This window comes from Aquimarina besae (genome assembly GCF_042434905.1).
Classification (GTDB): domain Bacteria; phylum Bacteroidota; class Bacteroidia; order Flavobacteriales; family Flavobacteriaceae; genus Aquimarina.
Genome location: NZ_CP170199.1, coordinates 2954276 through 2977599, shown reverse-complemented (window position 1 = coordinate 2977599; position 23324 = coordinate 2954276). Strand labels below are relative to the sequence as shown.

Genomic DNA, 23324 nt, shown 5'->3' with positions numbered 1-23324 from the left:
TGTCTAGAAGAAGTTAAACGACTAAATATTTCCTAAACATTAGCGTATAATATATAGGTATACACTAGTCAGGCTAGAAATATCTTATAAAAAATTAAAAAATATGGGAATTGAATCCTCAAAAATTGTTTACACAAAAACTGATGAAGCACCTGCATTAGCAACCTATTCGTTTTTACCTATTGTAAAAAAGTTTACCAAAGCTGCAAATATCGAAATCGAAACTAAAGATATATCACTTGCAGCGAGAATTCTAGCGGTTTTCCCGGAATATCTATCCGATAAGCAAAAACAAACGGATGCATTAGCAGAATTAGGTCAACTTGCTTTGAAACCAGAAGCCAACATTATTAAACTTCCCAATATTAGTGCTTCAATCCCACAGTTGAAAGCTGCAATTGCAGAATTACAATTACAAGGCTATGATATTCCTAATTATCCTGAAGAACCCAAGGATGATACCGAAAAAGAAATCAAGAATAAATACGACAAAATAAAAGGGAGTGCTGTAAATCCTGTTCTTAGAGAAGGAAACTCTGATCGTAGAGCTCCTAAACCAGTAAAACAATACGCAAGAAAGAACCCGCATTCTATGGGAGCCTGGAGTAGCGATTCTAAAACTCACGTAGCTACTATGAGTAATGGAGATTTCCGTTCTAATGAAAAGTCTGTTACTGTAACTGAAGCCGGAGATATAAAAATCGAATTTGTAGATACTAACGGAACTACTACAGTTTTAAAAGATAAAACAGCCTTGCTTGAAGGAGAAATAATCGATGCTACAGTAATGAATAAAAAAGCATTGATTTCTTTTCTGGAAGAACAAATCGCAGATGCCAAAGATAAAAAAGTGTTATTTTCATTGCATATGAAAGCAACCATGATGAAGGTATCAGATCCTATTATCTTTGGTCACGCAGTTGAAGTATTCTTTAAAGATGTTTTTGAGAAGCACGGTGAAATACTAGAAGAAATTGGAGTTGAAGTAAATAATGGATTCGGTGATCTTGTAAACAAATTAAAGAAAATCACAGATGCAACTAAAAGAGCCGAGATAGAAGCAGATATCAAAGCGTGTTACGTTAACGGACCAGAATTAGCCATGGTAAATTCTGATCAGGGTATCACAAATCTTCACGTACCTAGCGACGTTATTATCGATGCTTCTATGCCTGCTATGATCCGTAACTCAGGACAAATGTGGGATAAAGATGGTAATACTCAGGATACAAAAGCAGTAATACCGGATAGCAGTTATGCAGGTATCTACCAAGAAACTATAGACTTCTGCAAAAAGCATGGGGCATTTGATCCAACTACAATGGGAACAGTACCAAACGTAGGATTGATGGCACAAAAAGCAGAAGAATATGGATCACACGACAAAACATTTGAAATAAAAGGAAATGGATCTGTGCGTGTTGTAGATGCAGCAGGTACTGTTTTAATTGAACATGCTGTAGAAGAAGGAGACATTTGGAGAATGTGTCAAACCAAAGATGCTCCAATAAAGGATTGGGTAAAATTAGCAGTAAGTAGAGCTCGTGCCACAGATACACCCGCTATATTCTGGTTGGATAAAAATAGAGCACACGATGCGAGTTTAATTACTAAGGTTGAAAAATATCTTCCTGAACATGATACAAATGGACTTAATATTAGAATCATGTCTCCTGTTGAAGCAACAAGATTTTCTTTAGAAAGAATCAAAGACGGAAAAGATACTATATCTGTAACCGGAAACGTATTACGTGATTATAATACAGATCTCTTCCCTATCCTTGAATTAGGAACCAGTGCTAAAATGCTTTCTATTGTTCCTTTAATGAATGGTGGAGGCTTATTCGAAACTGGTGCAGGAGGATCAGCTCCTAAGCATGTGCAGCAATTTAACAAAGAAGGCCACTTACGCTGGGATTCGCTAGGAGAATTTTTAGCATTAGCAGTTTCTTTAGAACATTTGGGAGAGAAAAATAATAACTCTAAGGCCCTAGTATTAGCAGAAGCATTAGATAAAGCGACAGAAAAGTTCTTAGAAAACAAAAAATCACCATCAAGAAAAGTAAACGAGTTAGATAATAGAGGAAGTCACTTCTATTTGGCTTTGTACTGGGCGCAGGCATTAGCCGAGCAAACACAGGATAGTGATTTACAAACAGAATTTAAGTCAATTGCAGAGAAATTAGCTAGTAATGAAACTACGATCATTAATGAACTAAATGACGCACAAGGAAGCCCTGTAGATATGGGCGGTTATTACTGGCCAGATGTTATTAAGGTTGCTAACGCAATGAGACCTAGTGAAACATTGAATAAGATTATAGGAGCCTAAATAAATAGCCCATTTTAAAATTAAAAGCCTGTAAAACGTTTTGTTTTACAGGCTTTTCTATTTCTACAAAATATTTAAATAGCCTAGTCCTTTAATGACTAGTAAGAATGGGTAACAAAAAAGAAGCCCTATGTAATCCAAAAAAAATAGTTTTTACACTAAAAATGAATCCTTCAAAAATGCTTTTTAGTGCAGAAAAACAGTGTTACTAGATCTACCATAGCAAAAAATCCCCGTTTAAAAGTACATACTAAATTTTAGGCACAGAAATTGATTAAATTATACTATTGAATTAATTATAAGAATGCCCCAAATGAAAACTAAAGTTATTCTAACAACCAATAAAATAGATACTAACTATGTATTTTCAAAAAACAACCAAGTATATCTTAAACGCAAATCCGGTGTTGAACCCGCAAATAGTAATACTTTATACTCCGCAGCATGGGTTCCCATTAGCTTTTGCTGGGAGTCTTAATTAGACAACTAATATTTTTATTTCAAAAGACTGATTTTAATAATTAAATAACAGTTGTCTATCAAAATAGTCTGTAGATTTACACAAAATTAAGGCTGTAACATATTTAATATTTTGCAGTTTACTTAGTATACTTACTTGAAAAAACCTATCTTTTGAAAAAGCTAAACTCCTTTGGTTCCTTACTGCTACTCTTTCTAATCGTATGTCAATCAAATAGCATTTTAGCACAGGAAAAATTCACCATAAACGGAACGGTTTCTGAGCAATCAAGTAACGAAACCTTAATCGGAGTAAATATACTTTTTCCGGAAATCGATAAAGGGGTTGTTACTAATGAATATGGTTTTTATTCTATTACCTTACCCGAAGGAACATATAAACTACAAGTAAGCTACTTAGGGTTTAAAGACATTATTCAGGAAATCACCCTTGATGAAGATAAGAAACTAAATTTTCAATTATCGGAAGCTTCAGAAATGTTAGAGGAAGTAGTGATCACTGAAAATGTAGAAAAAGTTAACATTAAAACTCCTCAAATGAGTCTCAATCAGCTTACAGCAGGAACTATTAAACAAATTCCCGTGGTTCTTGGAGAGGCTGATGTTATTAAATCCATCGTCTTATTACCTGGGGTTACTAGTGGCGGCGAAGGAGCATCTGGATTTAATGTCCGTGGTGGTGCAGCAGATCAAAACTTGATTCTTTTAGATGAAGCTACAATATTTAACTCATCACATCTTTTTGGATTCTTTTCTGTTTTTAATCCTGATGCTATTAAAGATATCAAACTCTATAAAGGAGGTATCCCGGCAAAATATGGTGGTCGCGTATCCTCTGTTTTAGATATCTATCAAAAAGAGGGAAATAGTAAAGAATATCACCTAAGTGGAGGTCTCGGATTAGTTGCAAGTAGACTATTGGCAGAAGGCCCCATTGTAAAAAACAAAGGAGCTTTTCTCGTTGGTGGTCGAGCATCTTACGCGCATCTTTTTCTTCCTCTGGTAGATGAAGGCAACGATAATGTCGCATATTTTTATGACCTCAACACCAAATTGAACTATAAAATTAATGAGAACAATAATATCTTCCTATCAGGATATTTTGGTCGTGATGTATTCGCCATCAGTGAAAGTTTTAGAAATACATACGGTAATACAGTCTTAAACCTACGATGGAATCATTTATTTTCTGATAAACTATTTTCTAACTTATCACTAATATATTCTGATTATTTTTATGGATTAGAACTTGATTTTGTTGGTTTTGAATGGAATTCTGGAATAAGAAATTTTAATCTAAAATATGATCTAAAACATTATATCAGTGATAATTTTCAGCTTAATTATGGTGTTAATAATATCTACTATCGCTTTAATCCAGGAGAAATTAAACCAAATAGTGAAGATTCTGGGATTAGAAGAGATAAACTGATTGACAAATATGCCAATGAACTTGGCGTATATGTGGATGCAGAGCATAAAATCTCGGATAAACTTTCAGTACAATATGGAATAAGACTCAGTAGTTTTATACGATTGGGACAGGACGAATTGAATATCTATGAGAATGATAATCCTTTATTATTTAATGAAGAGTTACAAATCTACGAATCCGCAAACCCTATCGAAACAGTAAGAATTAGTAGAAGTGACCAAATAGAAAATTTCACCAACTTTGAACCTCGATTTGCATTGGCATATGCTTTTAATGATAACACCTCTGTAAAGGCTAGTTATAATAGGATGGCTCAATATCTTCATTTACTATCAAATACTAATTCTCCTACTCCATTAGATGTATGGACACCGAGTGGAAAGTATATCAAACCTCAATTATTAAATCAATATGCCTTAGGATATTTTAAGAGTATAAATAACGATGCATATTCTATAGAAACCGAAATATTCTATAAAGACATCGAAAACCGAATTGATTATATTGATGGCGCAGAGCTCATTGCTAATGATGCTATAGAGCAAGATATATTAAATGGTGAAGCCAGAGCATACGGATTGGAATTATTGCTCCGTAAGAATGAAGGTCGGTTTAAAGGATGGCTTGCCTATACCCTATCCAAATCAGAACAACGAACACCCGGACGGACGCCTACAGAAACAGGTATTAACAACGGTGAATGGTATAATACTCCATTCGATAAAACACACGATATTTCTTTTAACGGAAGCTATGAGTTGAATGAAAGATGGAAATTTAATGCTAATTTTCTTTTTCAAACCGGTCAACCTACTAACTATCCCTCGGGACAATTTGAATATCAGGGGTTAGTAGTACCTATTTATGATGGCTTACGCAATGATCAAAGATTGCCATCGTATCATCGTATGGATATTTCGGCAACTTTAACACCCAGAAAAAATAAAGATAGGAAATGGCAAGGAGAATGGGTTTTTAGTATTTATAATGTTTACAATCGCAGAAACGCCGCCTCAATTACATTTAGCCAGAACACTGAAACCTTTGTAAATGAAGCAGTGAGAACCTCCATTTTTGGAATTGTACCAGCCATTACTTATAATTTTAAATTTTAATGCAATGAAAAAGTTATTGTATACAATCATCGGACTTATTATATGCACAAGCTGTGAGGATGTTATTGATGTGGACGTTCCTAATGGAGAACCAAGATTAGTAATCGATGCTTCTTTTGAGATTTATTTAGATGAAGATCCTATTGACGCACTAGGCGGTGTACGCCTTACATTATCAGCTCCTTTTTTTGATGATGCAGTACCTACAGTTAGTGACGCAACCGTATTTGTAACTAATCTTTCGGATAATTCTATCATCAATTTTGAAGAATCACAGGAACCGGGGTTATTTATCCCGGAAAATACTAATATCATCCCAGAGTTTAATATTGATTATGAACTGACGGTTATTTACGAAGGTGAAACATATAAAGCGACAACACAGCTTATTCCTACAGTAGCTATAGATAATGTAGAACAAGGAGACGGAACTCTATTTGAAGGAGATGAAACAGAGGTAATTATTTTCTTTACTGATGATGGTACCAGAGATGATTTTTATTTATTCGATTTTGACTTTAACCTATACCTCCCTAGTGAAGATCGTTTCTATCAAGGAGAAGCTTTTAATTTTTCTTATTTCTATGAAGATATGGTTGGTGGCGAAGAAGTCACTATCAAAATCCTTGGAATAGATGAACGATACTACAATTACTCTAATTTATTAATTGAGCAGAGTGAGCAAGATGGAGGAAACCCTTTTCAGACACCTCCGGCACAAATACGAGGAAATATTATCAACACCACAAATCCGGATAATTTTGCTTTAGGGTATTTTAATCTATCTGAAGCTAGCCGTTTTCAATTTACTATACAACAGTAATCAGGAAAATCAGTATTTTTGGAGCATGACGTTTACCAAAATAACAGAACAAGCTTCTAAGTATGATCATCTGGAGAAGATGAGTATACCAGAGCTATTGTCCAATATCAACAATGAGGACAAAACAGTACCGGATGCTGTAGAAAAATCAATTCCTCAAATTGAAGCGTTAGTATTTCAAATTATACAAAAATTAAAAAATGGTGGTAGGCTTTTTTATATGGGTGCCGGAACCAGTGGTCGGTTAGGTGTTGTCGATGCTAGCGAATGCCCTCCCACCTTTGGAGTTTCTCACGATTTAGTTATTGGCCTAATTGCCGGTGGTGATCTGGCAATCAGAAAAGCAGTTGAATTTGCCGAAGACAGTATAGAGCAAGGTTGGCAAGACCTAGAAGCCTATCAAATTTCGGAAAAAGATATTGTTATCGGCATAGCTGCTTCTGGAACCACTCCTTATGTCATAGGAGCTTTAAAAAAATGTAATGAATCCAATATCATTACTGGTTGTATTACCTGTAACGAAGGAAGTCCTTTAGCAAAAACGGCACAATACCCTATTGTAGTGACTGTTGGTCCCGAATTTGTAACAGGAAGCTCACGTATGAAAGCCGGTACAGCGCAAAAACTAGTGCTAAATATGATATCAACCACTACAATGATCCAATTAGGAAGAGTAAAAGGTAATAAAATGGTCGATATGCAACTTAGCAATAACAAACTGGTCGATCGCGGTACCAGAATGATTATGGAAGAATTAAAAATCGAAAGAGAATTAGCTGCACAATTATTAGAAAAATATGGTAGTGTTCGCGAAGCAATAAATAATTATGGAGCCTAGAAGAACAGATAAAGAATTATTAGGTAAAGGAGTGCAACGTATGGCAATTGCGTTAATATTTATGTTTATTAGCCCAGTTGTTATACACTCAGCATTTAAAAATCAGGATCATCCCTACTATATCCCTATTTTAATTGTGGGATTATTAGGAGCTGCCTTTGCCATTTTCATGGCTTTTAGAGGATTAAAAACCATTATGGATTCTATGTTTGGTAAGAAATAGCCTTTTAGTTCTAAAAAAATGAAAATCAGGAATAATGTTGCTATTACTCCTGATCTTTAAGATGTTCAAAACTTTACTTTACCCAACCTACTACTCCTTCGTAAGCAAGTCCTGCATTAACTCCTTCTGAATAGCTCTTTGTATATAAATGATCAGAATTAGCTACATCGTAAAAGCGATAAAGTTTAACTGTACCACCACCAGAACTCTTTTGTATCAAAACATACTTTCTGGTAACATTTTTCCATCCTTGTCTACGTAAATTCCAAAATTCTGTACCGCTGGTGGTCATGATAAAATCTTTATTTTGTGGATGTATCATGAAATACAAAACGTTATATTTGTTCCTATCAAATCCGGTGGATGTACTAGAAACAGGGGTTGTAAAGGCAACACCCTCATAACTACCTATCGCAGATCCTGTTCCGCTTTGTGTTCTATACGTATGCAAGGATAACGCCCCCCCTGCGTAATACCTATATACTTTTTCATTTACAATACTTGCAGCAGCCTTAAGTCCGTCTTCTGAATCAGTAATAGAATCAGGCGTGACTAAGGACTCTTCTGAAACAAAATCATCATTTTCTGTCTCACAAGAAGTTAGCACTATCGAAACCGTTAAAAGCATCCTTGAAATGCAACGTAAAAATTTACTCGTTTTCATAATTTATAAGTTTTAAGAATTTATGAGATAAATATCTTAAAACAAACATTAGAAAAAATCCAACTATGGAGATTCGTAATGATTTTGTGGACGAAGGTCAATATCTAAAGGGAAGACGTTCTATGTATATTATATTTACAGTAAGAATTTGTTTTTTAAGATACTAAACTTCATAGTAAAACCACTTCTATTCTATAAATATCGAGAAAGAAACAAGAGCGATTTTACATAAAATCGCTCTTGTTCGTTTAAAATATCTTAATAAAACCTACTCTACTTAATGTTTTAAATATATCAAAAGTCTTGAAGAGTATGTTAAATATCCTAAATTTTAATTACCGCTACCTGCATCTGCGCAATCAGTCGGTAAAGCATCATACTCAGTAGAAAATGCATTCTCAGGGATACAATCAAATTCTCTGTACGCTTCAATAAGTTCTCTTAATGAAACACAAGTAGCTTGATCAGGAGCAGCATTATATGCCGTGATAGCTGTTTCAACGGCTAATCTAGAAGCAAGTGTCTCATTTTCACAGGCTACACTATCAATTGCATCTTGGGCATCATCGCTACCACAAGATGTGATAAATATAACCGATCCTATTAATACTGCTTTCCCTACGTTCTTCAAAAAATTGTTTTTAATTTTCATTACTTTTAAATTTAAGTGAATTGTTATTTTGTTCATAAACCTAACGGTATAGTCTCATAATATTGTATTTAGAATGAAATTTTGATATATCTTTTTTAATAAATCTTTCATCATAGAATCCTTCGAACTAGCTAAGTGGTCATTCATTGAAAAATAGAAAGGGTGATTTTCCCCAAAAACCACCCTTCCCTAGAGATATTTATATAAACCAATTAATTAGTGCCGAATGTCCATACATTACCATCTATAGTTATGCCAACCGACAATTCAGCATCATTTATTGCAATTCCGGATGTAGGAGTCCCAACGGATGCAGATACAAAAACTGTATCCCCGGTCTGTATAAAAGTTACTCCTGTAATAGATGGAACTCCATCACTAAAACTTATAGTATATGAATTCCCAGATCTAGTAATTGTTGCAGTTCCACTTGTATTAATTATAGTTGTACCGTTAGTAGGTGCATAAGTTAAACTTCCATCATACGTAGTAACCAATTCTGCTGGTAAAATAACTCCTGCATCTACAGCTCCATCATCATCGCTACCACAAGATGCGATCATTAAGATAGATAATACCAATACTACTTTACTTAAGTTTTTAAAAAAATTGTTCTTAGTTTTCATTGCTTTTAATTTTAAAATGAATTGTTAAATCGAATGTAAACTTATAAGAGTTATGAACTAATAGAGCTCTTGTGTGGACTTTAGTAAAGAATTTGTTGATCAAAAGCTAAATTAAAAGGAATAGCGTTATTGTTCTTTTAGTTTTGACCAGACGCTTATAACTTTTCCAAAATAACTTATTACCTCTCTATAAACTAGATATTTAAAAAGGAACTCTTTCCCAAAACCACAAAATTTGCTACAAACGTCCTTGTTTCCCAACCATTCGTCCTCATTTCCCAATTTCACGGCTGAATACATTTTAAATTGAGTTAATAAATACAATAGTTTTTATATCAATTCAACTAATATGGCAACAGATACACAAGTACAAATTTTTGTAGACGGTGAACCCATTCCTGCATTTCAAAGTTTGTCACTTCATCAAGAAATTGATACCCATCACAGTTTTGAACTCATCTGTAGAAAAGATGTTCTCGAAACTGTAACAGAAGATATCTCTGGAGAAAGTATTAATTTTTTAGGTGCAATTTTCTTACTCAAAATACATTCAGTAAACGGCTTCACTGACGATGAAACATTAGAGTTTAAAGGTATTGTAACAGCCATCAATACCGTAAAGGGATTCTATCAAAATACCGGAGATCTTATTCATATTTTAGGAAAAAGTTGTAGTGTCATAGCAGATGATGGACCACATTATACTTCTCATCAGGACATTAGTTTATCAGAAATTTTAGAAAAAACGTTTACAGGTTACGATAAAGGAATTTTAGGATTAAAAATAGCTCCTAAAAAAGTAACTCCAGTACATTATAGTGTACAACAAGAAGAAAGTGCTTTTGAATATGCCAGCAGATTAGCCGCACAATATGGTGAATGGTTTTACTATAACGGCACCGAATTGATATTTGGAAAACCAGAATCAAAAGACCCTGTAAAATTACGTTATGGATATGATCTTTTGGAACTATCTATGAAACTGGAAGCGATTCCAAACAATTTTAAATATTTCACAAATGATTATTTGACAGATCAGTTTCATGAAGTAAAAACAACAGATTTGAACTCTCATACAAAAGGGTTTATATCCTCTGTTAATCAGAAAAGTGATAAATTATATCGAAAAGAAACTCAAGTTTTTGTAAGTGCACACGATGATGCTCAAATGAAATCCAGAATTGATGATCAGATCTTACTTCAAAAACAAGCAAATGAAGTAAATCAAATAAAAGTCTCCGGAAAAAGCAGTAACCCCAGTATCACAGTAGGAAGTATTGTTTTAATAGACGGAGAAGCTTCATCATATGGAGGTTATAGAATTACCAAAATAAAGCATAGCTGTTCTGAAAATGGCCGGTATGAAAACATATTTGAAGCAACTACAGCAGAAACAGAGGCATATCCAAAAACATCCATCAAAGCATTCCCGAAAGGCAAATCGCAGACCGCTATTGTAGTAGATAACGTGGATCCAGAAGGTATGGGACGTGTAAAAATACAGTATGCCTGGCAAAAAGAAACAGGTGAAACCTCTCCTTGGATCAGACAAGCTAGTCTTGCTGGTGGACCAGGACAAGGAATGTATTTTGTTCCAGAAAAAGGAGATGAAGTTATAGTTGATCATGAAGGAGGAAATGCAGAAGCGCCTATTGTAAAAGGAAGTGTCACCAATGCTTCTTCTGTCCCGGAAAGTTTTAAAAGTGGTAACAATCATCTTAAAGCCATCAAAACACGAAGCGGTAATCAGGTTACTCTTAATGATGCAGATGGTAGCGTAACTATAGCTGACCCAAGTGGTAATACGATTGTGATGGGTGGTAACGGAGAAATTACGATTAATGCTCCCAATAAGATCACCTTCTCCTCTACCGACATTGTTATGGAAGCTAGTAATGATCTGACCGTCAATGCGGGTAATAATATTACTTCTTCTGCAGCCAAAGATATAAGCTCCAGCGCAGGAACAAATTTTAAGATGGATGCAGGAACTGATATAAAAGCTAAAGCAGGTGCCAAAGCCACCATAAATGGTTCTAAAAGCGTTAGTGTTTTCGGAAAAAGAGTATCCATAACTGGTGCTGTGATGACTAATATACAAAGTGGTGCTATTCTTACTGTTATTACCGCTGGTGTTTTGAATTTAACAGGAGCAGCAACCAGCTTACTTAATGGTGCCAAGATAAAAGTTTTAGGAGGTAAGGTTAATATCAATTAATATGAATATGATTGCAAAACAAGATATCGACTTCATTAAGAATGAATATTCTGTGCAATATGAAGTTGATACGTTTACATATATCAAATCTACAGAAGAACCTATAGAAAACAGGGTTAGGTATAAAGTCAAAAAATCATTTATCAGAAAAGACCCTATTGGTTACCTTTTCTCTTTAGAGGTTATCGAGAGAATACAAAGTAACAAAGAAGATATCCGTGCCATTGAGGATGAACTAGCTAATCTGCAAAAAAAATTGGTTCTCTATACTGATGAACACGGAGATATCATTTCTATCGTTAATCGAGGAGAAATAGCTGAAGAATGGGATGATCATAAAAACAATTTCAAGAAAACGCACAAAGAAAGTTTGGACGATGTGGATCTATTTGTGACAGGTGTAGATGCCATTATTAATAATCAAACAGAATTTTTAAACTTGGTAAAAAAATCTGAAGTTGCTTCTTTAGTATTCCCTCCTATCTATAAGCAAAATTTATTATTTCAAGAATCTATTAAACAGCGAAAAGTACTATATGATTTTTTTGATACTACAGCTTTGCCATTTCGAATGGATACCAAGGTTGTGGCAATGAACGAGAAAACTATGGGATATCAAATAATAAGATCAGGAGATATAGATATCCCTAGATTCGATGAAGAAAGTGCGTCCGCATTGATAAGTAACCTTTTTGATGTTCATAAATACAATATAAAAATTGAAAGTAATTGTCTGGAAGTATTTGACCTAAATGATGACGACATAGTGGAAGATGCCACGATGCTGTTAAATGTTGAAGTACCTGGAATCTATAGCTACAGACAAATAAGTAAATTAAAGGCTACATAAATATATCACTGAGATCTTCATAATCAAAAATAAAGTAGTTAGAAAAAATGGTAGAAAAACGAATATCATACGAAGGTTTTCAAATTAAATGTGATAAGTGTCCGGGAGAATTTCTTTCTATGAAATCCACCACTCAAACAGTAACCATTGGCGGAAAACCAATAGTTACAAAAATGGATAAAATTACAGGCGCTAACATTCCCCTATTCTCTAAATGCTCCGGTACAATAACAAAAACGTGTACTCCAGCCCTTACCGATTGGATTGACATCGCAGAGCCTACGGTTAATTCTGAAAAATTTATCCCATTAGTAGAACATAGTGAGCTTGTATGTACTACAGGAGGAGGTTTTGTTGGTTTCGAACCAGAACCTGCTAAATCAGAATTTATAGGTCTTAAAAAACCTAATATTGTCGATCAAGCAAAAGCTAAAATAAATGGTACTGCCAACAAAGTGGCCAATGTGGCAAAAAAGGCGACAGATGGCATTTCTTCAGAAATCGGTGCAGCATTAGATGGATTAAAACCAATTGGGCAAATATTTGACGCCCCGGCTATGCAAAATATGATTACTGCAGCAAATGGAGCTCTTGATCAAGCCAACTTGTCCAAAGAACAGATTGACCAAAAACTAGCATCCCTGGAACAGAAAGTTCCTGAACTTAAGTCTCAAATCTCTGATACCATAAACGGAATTGAAATTCCCGGTTTGGAAGATATGGGTGGTTTTAATGTTGCTTCTTCCGGAATGTCCCCGGAAGAACAAGCTTTTGTTGGACTAGGAATCCAGGATTCCATTAATGCATTAGAAGGTCACTTTAATTCAGAAATCAATACAGCAAGTCTTATAAATTTTGATGAGGACGCCGGTGGTGACTTCGGCGTTCCTATGCTATCCGACAAAGGCCCTCTTGAAAATTGGTTGGATCAAAAGAAAATAGAACAGGAAAATCTGGAAAATATAGCCGCTGCAGAATATGGTAGTATGACAGAACAGGTAACTAGTATTAATAAAGACACTAGTTTTGATGGTGGAGAAGACAGTAAAAAGGCATTGACACTATTATATAGTTTATACATTCCGTCTCAGGCCGGACCTATTCCCGTTCCTGATCAGGGAGAAGTATCCAAAATCCTTACCAATAAAGCTAAAAACACAACGCAGGGTTCTATAGATAGAAAAGTAACGCGTACTAAAGGCAAATTAAACACCAAAGTACAAAACGAGTTGGATGAAAAATTGCAAAAACTCGGGTATGATAAAGCACAAAAGAAAATTGACATAGCCCAGGCAAAATCCTCAGAATTACAGGAAGATATGGATAAAGCTGAGAAATACCTGGGAAGGATGGGTGATTTTGGAGGATATATTGACAGCTTAAAAGAAAAATATATTGGTAAAGTCACCGGCAAATACGATGCAGCTGTTGCAAGAGCTGGAGAAAATCTAAGCCTGCTCAACGTATCCCTGAATGGTATGAGTTTTATTGCAGACGGTTTACCTCCGGGCGATGTGGTCACCAATGTAAAACCGAAGAAAGAAAAAAATGATAAAGAAGACAAGAATAGAGACGAGGATGATAAAAACAAAAATGGAGAAAATGGAGCGGCTGGAGCTCGGACGGGAGATGAGAATGATAATGACAAAGAATATACACTAAGAGCTTATTGGGGAGTCCCATCTAAAATCAATTAATGACAACTTAAGTTTATGACAAAAATACCTGATAAAAATATAGAACCAGGAGGAAACACCCCAATTAAAACCGGAGAAGGTAACTTCTTATATTGTGATTATAACGATCCTTCCATAAAAAGATGTGCATTTCATATATATAGAATTGATGGTAAATCTGTTTTAGGTAATAAAAATGAGTGGATTATTTATGGAAGTAGGCAAAAAAATAGTTATGAAAGATTAATGTCTAATGATTTTTTTGCTCCAAGATTTGAGTGGTTTGAAGAGGAAGAAGAAGAAATTAAAGTAGCCTTTGATGTTTCGTTTCATGGTTCAACAAGAATTTCTTGTAGAGATCATGTTCTAATTTTACAAAAAGGGGATTTTGAGATAAATCTTTATTGGGATGAAGAAAAGAATAAAAAAAATAAAAATCATTCAGTTAGAATATTTGCAGAATTTACAGAAACCGCTCCTCTATCAAGAACTGAAGATGTCCCTTTCAAATTAGCTGTTAAGTATATGAAAAAATTTGCTAATGAGAGTGTAGAAGATAAAGGTACATATCAAGAGGAAAGCAGAAATAAAAAAGGAAAGTTAACAATTGTAAAAAGTGAAGAAATTAAACTAAAAGATTTTCACGAATCTTTTTGTGCTCCTGGTATTTTAGCTAAACTTGGCTCTCATTATCCAAAAAGTACTAAACATAAAATCGATATTCAGGAGAAAAAAACTTTTAAAAGAGGTTACTATTATGAACCCGAAGAAATTCTCACTTTTTTACGAGATAAAAAACTTATACCTAAAGATGTATTTTATGATGGTATTGTAACCCCGGGAGAATATAAAAATATGTATGACAAAGCAAAATCAACAGTAGAGGGTTTAGTTGATTTTTTCACAGATATTGCTAAGTTTAGAAAAAACTTCGCTACAGGTTATTTAGAAAAATTTATCAAATGGGGGTATGAGGAATGGAGAAAAAATAATTATGCTCATAGGTTTTACAGAGAAGAATACACTAAAGCTCTTCTGCACCTTAATGGATTTAATAATGAAAAGAAAAAAGAAAGAAAAAGGAATTTTGATAAATGGTTTGCTAGTCATTATGGAACAGTTCCAAAAGGACAAGACTATATTAATATGAAACAAGAGTTGCAAAAAGAAAAAGACGAATATGATAATAAACCAAGAGATGAGCAGTATGCAGATCATCCAATGAAAGGAAGGATGCTAGAATCACTTCTTGATAATTTAAGAATGTTGGAAGGAAAATATGAAAGAGAATTAGGCAATTTTAAAAAACTGGAGGCTAAAACTTCTTCCTACCTAGAAATTGGAGGTGAAAATTGTCCCTATACAATGTTTTGAAAAAATAAAATGAAAGTATTAGTTGAAGATATAATAAATAATATTCAGATCGCTGATCAAGTGATTGAATTAGATTATATACTAAAAATAATTTATAATCTATCAGATGATATTGACTCTAAAATCATATTGTACAATAAAACTCCTTTTGATTTCATAATGTCGATTGATTATAATTATATACATAATCTAAAAATTGATCACCCTATTAAATTAAGAGAAGTACACAAACAATGCTACGCCACCAAAAAACAATGCGTCGCAATTGTAAGAGAATTATTTGAAAAAGGAAATATAGACAATGTTCCTGGCTTTATAGATGTGCCAATCCAAGATTTTACATTGGATGAAATGATCGAATTTAAAAAAGAAGAGGAAATGATGCTAAGAGGTGAAGATCCTTTTGTATAACAAAAGAATACCATATAATATATCAATACTACTCAAATGGCAACAGAAACAAAAGAAGTACGAATTTCATATACAAATGTTAAGATTCTGTGTACTAATTCTGTTGGTGGTGCTCCGTCCACATTGAGTACTCCAGTCAAAAGCGTAGGGATAAGTAAAGGGCTCGCCAGTACAGAACAAGATATTACACCTTCTACACATATTGTTCCTTTTACCGGATGTAATTATATGGGGCAATGTATGGTTTGTAAACCTGTCGGAACCTGGAAGCTACCGGCAGAAAAAACCATCAATATTGTAAATAGAGTTCCGCTGGTGGAAGACAGTGAATTCGAGTGCACGGCAAGAGGTGGTAAAATTACTTTTAACTTTGATCCGGTTAAAGCTGTTCCCCCTTCAAACAAGAAACCTAATATTGTTGATCAAGCACAAGCAAAAATTAATAGTGCTGCCAATAGTGTCGTAAAAAAAAGTACTGAAGCCCTAAAAGATGTAACGGAAGGTGTGACCGCTGCTTTTGATGGATTAAAACCTGTATTAGAAAATACACAAGCTGCAAATCTCGCTACCACATTAGATACTCAGGTTCAAAAACTAAACGAGCTAAAAAAACAAACGGATTCTAAGGTTAAAGATTTAGACAAAGAGATTACAGAACTCAAAAAAAAGATAGATGCAAAGCTTACTGGTAAAGCATATACTCCCCCAGAAGAAGAAGAAGAAACAAAAACAGAAATACAGATAACAACCTCAAAAGATGAGGTTGATCTACAAAATGCGGAAGAAGAAAAGCGAAATGAAGTTTTATACGATAATGCAACCAATGAAGCTATCAAAGAATATGAAAACTTTATAAACTCCAAAATTACTGCCACTACAACCGCCAGAGAAGTTAAAATAGAACAAAACAGTACATCAACGAACCAAGAAAGTATTGGGGAAAGCGCTACTTCTCTAACCGGTTACAATGCTATTAATACAGAAAACAATAGCACTAAAAAACACCTTGATAAGTTATCCAGCACCAGTAAAGATCTGAGATTAGATAAAAACGAAGATACACAGGAAGCACTAAAACTTCTGGATAATATAGATGCCGTTTTAATAAATGATCCTCAAGGAAGTGTTGTAGATCAGGCAAAAGTCGTCATACAAAATGAAAGAAATACACTAAACAATAGAGTTCAGGCATCTATAGAAAAAGAATTAAAAGAATTAGGGTATTATAAAAAGTTGAAAAATTATAAGGACGAATCTAGTGATCTCCAAAAAGATATTGACAAAGCTTCATTAACATTAAAATCTATCGGGGATTTTGGAGGCTTTATAGATGGTCTAAAAAATAAATATTTAGGAAAAGTTGGCGCAAAATACAGTGAATCTCTAAATAAACTATCCAATAATCTTGCTACGCTAAATACCTCAATGGATGGCTTAAGTTATGTTGCTGACGGGTTTCCAAAAGGAGAAGTCTTCACAAAAGTCACAAGAGAAATTGAAGAGGAAGATGAGGATGAAAATGAAAATGGTGATGGTAGTGGTAATATATTCGGAAGTCTGGAAAACGTACTAAACGACAGAAACACAGAACCCAAAATTTTAAGAATTTACGCTATATATGCTGAAGATGGCGAAGGTTACCAAAAAGACGATATTATTACTACCGAATCGATTCTACCTGATATACCTGTGTATCTAGTCATTCAGGCTAATGGCAAAGCTAATGGAGAAATCGTAGACCTTAATTTACAAGGTAGAACTTTTCATTATAGACGAGCAGGAAAAGATCAAGATGATACAGATAGAATTATTGAAAATATTACTTTACAAGGAGATAGCCCTGATTTTGAAAAAGGAGAATCTTATGATGTTAGTGATCCTAATTATGCATTAGATGCTTCTGGGAAAAGAAAGACAGAACCATTAGATGATAAAACCAAGATTAAATTTATATCCAGGTTACCTATCGAAGAAGAAGAGGAAGAAGAACTTTTTTAAAGGGTTACCCAATAGTTTTAAAATTATAATATGTCTAGCAACAATACCAACCATAATAACTCAGCAAGTTCAGGAACTGTTGTCTGTACACCTAAACCTAATTCTAAATTGAACAAAGCAGAAGGCTATATGGCTGCTTGTCAGGGAGGTGTATTACAGGTTACTATGGGGATGTTTTTTGATGGAACTGGAAATAATAAGGAAAACGTAAAACAAGGATTTGGGGTGTTTGATTCCACGAGTTATGGTAACGAAACCTCTAACGTGGCAAGAGCTTGGGAATTTTATAAAGGGGCATTGAATGGAGTCATTTTAAAAAATAATACGGAAGTTGATAGCAATAATGGTGGAAACTTCAACATCTATGTAGAAGGAATTGGTACGAATAATGGAGCTAAAGATGATGATTGGCTAGGATATGCTTTAGGAATACATGGGCGTTCAGGTATTCGCTCGCGTGTTCGTTTAGGTACGAGAAAAGCTGCTGAGGCTATAATGACGATGGAAGATGTAAAAAAAACGATTAACACTATTAATAAAATTGAAGTAACTTTTGATGTTTTTGGTTTTAGTCGAGGAGCAGCAGCAGCTAGACATTTTCTTTCTTTAAATACAGAACCTCACTCCCCTATTGACGATCCCTTATTTGATTTTAACAGTTATTTTGAATATAACATAAATAAACTCTTTGAGGGAGAGCGAAAAATAGAAATTGAGATTATTTGGAGATTTATTGGGCTTTACGAAACAGTATCATCACACGGAGGGGATTTTGAAGACGATGTCGGGGAACTAGGGTTAGATGCAATTTCTAATGCTAAATTTGTCGCTCAAATAGTAGCTGAAGATGAATACAGAAAAAACTTTTCTCTAACTACAATTGACAGTGCTAAAAATAATGGTTTTACTATCAATCTACCTGGTGTACATTCAGATATTGGTGGAGGTTATAAAGAAGAGATTAGACACGGTTCAGAACATCTTCAAGAAGACAAATTAATTTTATACAGAACTCCAGAATTCGAAACAGATGATGTATATGCTACAGCAGAGTCTCTTAAAATTGCCAAAAAAGTAAAAAACTGGTTTTTTGATCAAGGATGGTATAGAGAACAAAAGGGGAATAATTTTGATCAACTAGAAATAGAAGATAATGTATTCGCATTAGAAATTGATCATTATCGCATTATAGGATCTAGGAAATACGTAAGTAGTACATATAGTCATATTCCCCTTCATATAATGACCGATTTGGCTTCGGTAAATGAAGTTATCTTTGACACCAATGGGCTCAAAGGGAAATATCCAGTAAAAAGCGACCCTTTTCTTAAAAAAGTATTTGATTCTTTTGACGGAAAGAAGCTAAATGTATCTTCTTGGGATCTAAAAAAACTCAGATATGAGTATCTACATTGGTCTTCACAGTTTTATACCATAAAGAAACTCGTAAAAAGTATAGGCCATAGTCCAAGAATTAATGATCAAAAAGAACATCCTCAATTCGAAAGAAATATCATTCAAGGTTGATTAAAAATCTTTTACAATTAAATCCTAAAAAATTATGAAAGCTTCCATAACCGACACCCAAAAAGAAATAAATAGTAGTGATCAAAAAATCTCTAGCAAAGAATTATATGATGCTATTAATAAAGCTTCTGCTCATAAGGATTCCTGTATAAAATTATATAAGAAAAAAGAAGAGGAACATATAGCTAATTTCTCCTGGCAAGATCGCAATAAATGGAAAGTAGACTATCCTATTCAACATAACAAAATACATAAACAGCGTTATGTCACCCATCAACAATGTTTGCAATTATCAGAACATATCTTTAATGGTAGTTCGCTAGATGATCTAAAAGGCTTTATTGATGTTCCAGTTCGTCATTTTACACTAGACGAGATGCTGGAATTTAAAAAAGAAGATGAGCTGATGCTTAAAGGATTAGATCCGGATCTTTATAAATCCGTTTCAACTCCTAAAAAGAGACAGGAAATCGCAGAAGAATCAAAAATCAATCTCCCCAAGAAAAAAACCAAAAAAACTTCTCTCATCCTCGGAAATATATCCGTACCAAAACCAGAACCTAGAATCAAATCCGTTCCCAAAGTTCCTGCCAAAAAAAAGCAAAAAACATCTCCTCTACAGCAGTTTAAAACATCTTCAGAAAAATTAAAAAAAGTAAATCAACAACCTAGTATTGCGAAAACTCAGAAAAAACCAACTACTAAAAAAACAAATACACCTAAATCAATCCAAGATAAGACTTTAGAAACCAACCTACTACAACTTGGGAAAACTTCAAAACCCAAAAAAACAGCCAAATCCACCCTACAAATGGGAGAACAACTTGGTACTGATCAAAAATCAACAACCACTCCTACTCCGTCAAAATTCAAAATCATCCAAAGTAACCTAAAAAAAAACAAACCAAACACTGATGATAATAGTCTTCTCAGTATTTGAACGTTCTTTTATAATGTAAGATTCTCTTACGGTTATTCGAGTTTTCATAAACATCCTACTTTCTTGATTTTTCTTTAGAACAAATCCACTTCAAAAAGTAGTTTATCCACAAGTACAGGTAGAAGCCCCACTATATCAACAATACCGTTTTTCTAAATGATATCTTAGGAACACTTATTACATGGTGTAATAAATAAACTTAAATTTTTACGTTATGATTAACAAATTATCGAACTTAGGAAAAGCTTTAACCAGAGAGCAACAAAAAACAATAAATGGAGGGTTACTCTTACCTTGCCATAATAACCGAGATTGTGTAGATCTTACTGCTAGCTATAATTATCAGTGTGTTTCTGTCCCCAGTTCACCATTTGGTAAACTATGTATCTTACGATAAAAAACCCTTTTACTTTAAATTTTCACGCAATGAAAACAAACATTTTAAACTTAGAAGGAGTTAAAATACTCGGAAAAGAAACACAGAAAAATATTAATGGTGGCTATGATGGATGTCAATGTGGAGTTGTTACAAATATGCCATTTTTTTGTCCACATAGAAATTGTGATTAGAAAAATACGATCCTGTTATTTTCAATAAAAATAACCAATGTAAACTCCTCATCATATCAATAACAGATGAGGAGTTTTTTTATGATTGATGAAATAAAATGACCTGATGTATCAAAATCAATATCAAATACTAATCTAAAACAATAAGCTCATATGCGGGTAAATAGGTTTTTACGTTACCAATCTCTGTATTAAACAGCCTGACACGATACGTTCGACCTTCGGGAAGATCTGTACTTACTACGAAAGGTGCAAACAATTCAAACGTCATATTGCGGAAACCATTAATAAATTGCTGAGTTTCACTGCGAGTAACCAGAACTTGTCCTGGAACATCCTCTCGTATTGTAACCTGACTTCTATGTACTTCATGTACTTCAAACCCTATTTCCCCAAAATCCAGATCAAACGGGCCATCCCCATCAATAAATACAGGATCTATATCCGCATCAATATCTATATCAATAATAAATGGAAAGCCAACCGTTACCATAGATGGATTATTGACATATCGAGAACTAACTCTCAACTCTTCGCACATCCCATCGATTATAATAGTTGTTCCCGTATCTTGTAATTTACAAACCTCCACTGGAATTTCATTAAGTTGTAGGTTTCCAGAAATGTCTAAAATATCTAAGATCGTAAGCATTCCTAACTCTTTTGGAATATCTATAATACGATTGTTCCTTAGGTTAAGTATTTTTAGGCTTGTTAAATCTCCCAATCTGGTACTTATTGTGTTGATATAATTGTTTTCTAAATTTAAATCCGTTAGTTGTGTCAACTTTTCTATATCATCTGGTAAGATTCCTTCCTCGTTTGTAGCAATGCCAATATTGTTATTTGATAGATCTAGCTTTTGTAAAGAAACGGCATCAAAAATCCTGGACTCGATAAATTGGATACCCGGACTGCCACTAATCGTTAAAGACTCCAAATTTTCAAAAGCTTCAAAACCTACAGGCAATGCTGTCAAGTCTTTATTATCTTTCAAGGTAAAAGTTTTTAATTCTTTCAAATTAACAATACTCCCTGGTAGAGAACGGATAGCTAAATCTTTAAGAGTTAATTCTTTTAATTTGGTCAATGATTCAATTCCTTCAATATGATAAATATCAAAATGTTCTAAGCCAAGTTTTTCGAGATTAGATAGTGAATACAGGCCGGAAACATCATCCATAGTGTCACCTATATTCTGACCGGAAAGCGACAGTTCTTTCAGGTTTTGTAAATCAAATATTTGAATCGGAATATTTACTATCAAGTTTTCTTTAAGGTTCAGAACCCTAAGATCTTGTAATTTATTGATTGTTGGAGTAAGTATGGTGATTCCTTTGTTTTCTAGATTTAGCTGAGTTAACTTATTATTTTCTATCACGATACCTTCCCAATTGGAAAGATTATTAGTATCCCCATCCCAATTAAGTGTGTTATCCGGATTGTCTTCCAGTATTTTTAGTAATACCTCAGAAACATTTTCAAAATCATCCACAATAATATTGATGACCAAGTCATCACTTATCTCTTTAGTGCAGGATACTAACAAAATTGTTATTAGCAGTGCTGCTTTTAAATATATTTTTTTCATAAATGCTATCCTTTATGTAATTTTTATGAGTACTACAAATATGCTCTTTACAATTATCATTTTTTTGAGGTAGTGGTCTAATGACTGTATTTTGTGGATGAACGAATACGATTTTTATATGAACCAAAACCTATTTCAATTTTAAATCCATTTATTTTGAATCCATTCATACGTATTAAGTAAATCCCAGACGAAACCAAAACACCCACAAAACCATACATTAGTCCATAAAATGTTCACCAAAATCCCCAAACCAGTATTTAACTCTATAAAAAATGGTTAATTCGTTATTGTGAATTCTTAAGAATTCTGGAAATAAAATTTAATGTAAAGCCATAACTAATGATCCGTTTGATAGAGACAAAAAAGAAATCACTTTATAGAGGACTGGTATTAATTGTCCTATTTTTATGCTGTAATTCTTTATTAGGTCAAAGTCATAAAATTGCTTTGTCTCTTACCGGAGGTATAGTTCAAGATGGTTTTAGTGGTGTGGTAACAGGAGATTATAAAGTAAATGAGTTTGATTACCTTCAGTTTAATATACAAAGTAGTTTTGCTACTCTGGAACAAAATAATATAGATATTCCCGTAAACACCTACTCATTTAATGTTGGCTTTTTCTTTGATATTTTACGTAACAATTCCAGAACCTTTGCTTTGTCTTTAGGTGCTGGTGGAACAATTGGTTATGAAACAATTAATGATGGTAATAAGAGTATTGGAGGCAATCAAATCCTAAATCTAAAAACCAAGAATACAATTTACGGTGCATATGCAGGTATTGACGCTGATATTTTTATTTCTCCAATCGTCGCAATAAATATCAAATTAAATGAAGTCTATCATATCAATAGTGACATTGGTGAGTTTACTCCATATGCAGGTTTAGGGGTCAAATTAATCATAAAATAACATCATATCACTTCTAATCACTTATTTAAAAAGCCGTTTATGCCTGTACTTTAGATTACATCTAAA

Annotated in this window: 20 protein-coding genes; 16 read left to right on the top strand and 4 right to left on the bottom strand. The window is 33.8% G+C overall.

The features are described from left to right. Nucleotides 1–103 precede the first annotated feature (103 nt). The 5 genes from ACE94K_RS12985 (at nucleotide 104) to ACE94K_RS12965 (ending at nucleotide 7246) form a co-directional block, all read left to right on the top strand. Nucleotides 104–2332, top strand: coding sequence for an NADP-dependent isocitrate dehydrogenase (locus tag ACE94K_RS12985; protein WP_378172857.1), 2229 nt, complete (start codon nucleotides 104–106; stop codon nucleotides 2330–2332). A 633-nt stretch (nucleotides 2333–2965) separates the two neighbouring features. Then, nucleotides 2966–5362: a TonB-dependent receptor domain-containing protein gene (locus ACE94K_RS12980; protein WP_378172854.1), complete on the top strand. Its 2397-nt coding sequence runs from the start codon at nucleotides 2966–2968 to the stop codon at nucleotides 5360–5362. Nucleotides 5363–5366: 4 nt separating this feature from the next. Next, nucleotides 5367–6185: a DUF4249 family protein gene (locus ACE94K_RS12975; RefSeq protein WP_378172852.1), complete on the top strand. Its 819-nt coding sequence runs from the start codon at nucleotides 5367–5369 to the stop codon at nucleotides 6183–6185. Between the two features lie 25 nt (nucleotides 6186–6210). Beyond that, nucleotides 6211–7023 (top strand): N-acetylmuramic acid 6-phosphate etherase, encoded by an 813-nt coding sequence (murQ, locus tag ACE94K_RS12970; RefSeq protein ID WP_378172849.1) that lies wholly within the window; start codon nucleotides 6211–6213, stop codon nucleotides 7021–7023. Then, the gene (locus tag ACE94K_RS12965; RefSeq protein ID WP_378172847.1) at nucleotides 7013–7246 is read left to right on the top strand and encodes a DUF6095 family protein; all 234 of its coding nucleotides are present in this window, start codon (nucleotides 7013–7015) and stop codon (nucleotides 7244–7246) included. Before murQ ends, ACE94K_RS12965 begins: the two co-directional genes overlap by 11 nt. Nucleotides 7247–7319: 73 nt before the next feature. On the opposite strand, the gene ACE94K_RS12960 is transcribed toward ACE94K_RS12965, so the two are convergent. The 3 genes from ACE94K_RS12960 to ACE94K_RS12950 all read right to left on the bottom strand — a co-directional run bounded on the left by ACE94K_RS12960 (nucleotide 7320) and on the right by ACE94K_RS12950 (nucleotide 9188). Further along, nucleotides 7320–7910 carry a hypothetical protein gene (locus ACE94K_RS12960; protein ID WP_378172844.1) on the bottom strand — a complete coding sequence of 197 codons (591 nt, stop codon included), beginning with the start codon at nucleotides 7908–7910 and terminating at the stop codon, nucleotides 7320–7322. 331 nt (nucleotides 7911–8241) lie between these two features. Continuing rightward, nucleotides 8242–8562: a hypothetical protein gene (locus tag ACE94K_RS12955; RefSeq protein ID WP_378172841.1), complete on the bottom strand. Its 321-nt coding sequence runs from the start codon at nucleotides 8560–8562 to the stop codon at nucleotides 8242–8244. Between the two features lie 212 nt (nucleotides 8563–8774). Beyond that, nucleotides 8775–9188 (bottom strand): hypothetical protein, encoded by a 414-nt coding sequence (locus tag ACE94K_RS12950; protein WP_378172839.1) that lies wholly within the window; start codon nucleotides 9186–9188, stop codon nucleotides 8775–8777. Between the two features lie 349 nt (nucleotides 9189–9537). Between ACE94K_RS12950 and ACE94K_RS12945 the strand changes: the two genes are divergently transcribed. The 10 genes from ACE94K_RS12945 to ACE94K_RS12900 all read left to right on the top strand — a co-directional run bounded on the left by ACE94K_RS12945 (nucleotide 9538) and on the right by ACE94K_RS12900 (nucleotide 20752). After that, entirely contained in the window at nucleotides 9538–11406 is a 1869-nt protein-coding gene (locus tag ACE94K_RS12945; RefSeq protein WP_378172836.1) for a type VI secretion system Vgr family protein, read from the top strand. Between the two features lies 1 nt (nucleotide 11407). Then, a complete protein-coding gene (locus tag ACE94K_RS12940; protein ID WP_378172833.1) occupies nucleotides 11408–12256 on the top strand; it encodes a hypothetical protein in 849 nt (282 codons plus the stop codon). A gap of 47 nt (nucleotides 12257–12303) precedes the next feature. Next, a complete protein-coding gene (locus ACE94K_RS12935) occupies nucleotides 12304–13953 on the top strand; it encodes a DUF4280 domain-containing protein (RefSeq protein ID WP_378172831.1) in 1650 nt (549 codons plus the stop codon). A gap of 15 nt (nucleotides 13954–13968) precedes the next feature. Next, nucleotides 13969–15306, top strand: a complete 1338-nt coding sequence (locus tag ACE94K_RS12930) for a hypothetical protein (RefSeq protein ID WP_378172828.1) — start codon at nucleotides 13969–13971, stop codon at nucleotides 15304–15306. Nucleotides 15307–15315: 9 nt separating this feature from the next. Next, complete coding sequence (locus ACE94K_RS12925) at nucleotides 15316–15717, top strand: hypothetical protein (RefSeq protein WP_378172825.1); 402 nt, start codon at nucleotides 15316–15318, stop codon at nucleotides 15715–15717. Nucleotides 15718–15753: 36 nt separating this feature from the next. After that, nucleotides 15754–17715 (top strand): PAAR-like protein, encoded by a 1962-nt coding sequence (locus ACE94K_RS12920; protein WP_378172823.1) that lies wholly within the window; start codon nucleotides 15754–15756, stop codon nucleotides 17713–17715. 30 nt (nucleotides 17716–17745) lie between these two features. Further along, a complete protein-coding gene (locus ACE94K_RS12915) occupies nucleotides 17746–19242 on the top strand; it encodes a phospholipase effector Tle1 domain-containing protein (RefSeq protein ID WP_378172820.1) in 1497 nt (498 codons plus the stop codon). Nucleotides 19243–19276: 34 nt separating this feature from the next. Continuing rightward, nucleotides 19277–20182, top strand: a complete 906-nt coding sequence (locus tag ACE94K_RS12910; protein ID WP_378172817.1) for a hypothetical protein — start codon at nucleotides 19277–19279, stop codon at nucleotides 20180–20182. Between the two features lie 214 nt (nucleotides 20183–20396). Beyond that, nucleotides 20397–20579, top strand: a complete 183-nt coding sequence (locus ACE94K_RS12905; RefSeq protein WP_378172814.1) for a hypothetical protein — start codon at nucleotides 20397–20399, stop codon at nucleotides 20577–20579. 29 nt (nucleotides 20580–20608) lie between these two features. After that, the gene (locus ACE94K_RS12900; RefSeq protein WP_378172812.1) at nucleotides 20609–20752 is read left to right on the top strand and encodes a hypothetical protein; all 144 of its coding nucleotides are present in this window, start codon (nucleotides 20609–20611) and stop codon (nucleotides 20750–20752) included. Between the two features lie 130 nt (nucleotides 20753–20882). On the opposite strand, the gene ACE94K_RS12895 is transcribed toward ACE94K_RS12900, so the two are convergent. Further along, on the bottom strand, nucleotides 20883–22343 hold the full coding sequence (locus ACE94K_RS12895; RefSeq protein WP_378172809.1) for a leucine-rich repeat domain-containing protein: 1461 nt from the start codon (nucleotides 22341–22343) through the stop codon (nucleotides 20883–20885). Between the two features lie 342 nt (nucleotides 22344–22685). Here ACE94K_RS12895 and ACE94K_RS12890 point away from each other — a divergent pair, with 342 nt between their 5' ends. After that, nucleotides 22686–23258, top strand: coding sequence for a conjugal transfer protein TraO (locus tag ACE94K_RS12890; protein ID WP_378172807.1), 573 nt, complete (start codon nucleotides 22686–22688; stop codon nucleotides 23256–23258). Nucleotides 23259–23324: the final 66 nt, after the last annotated feature.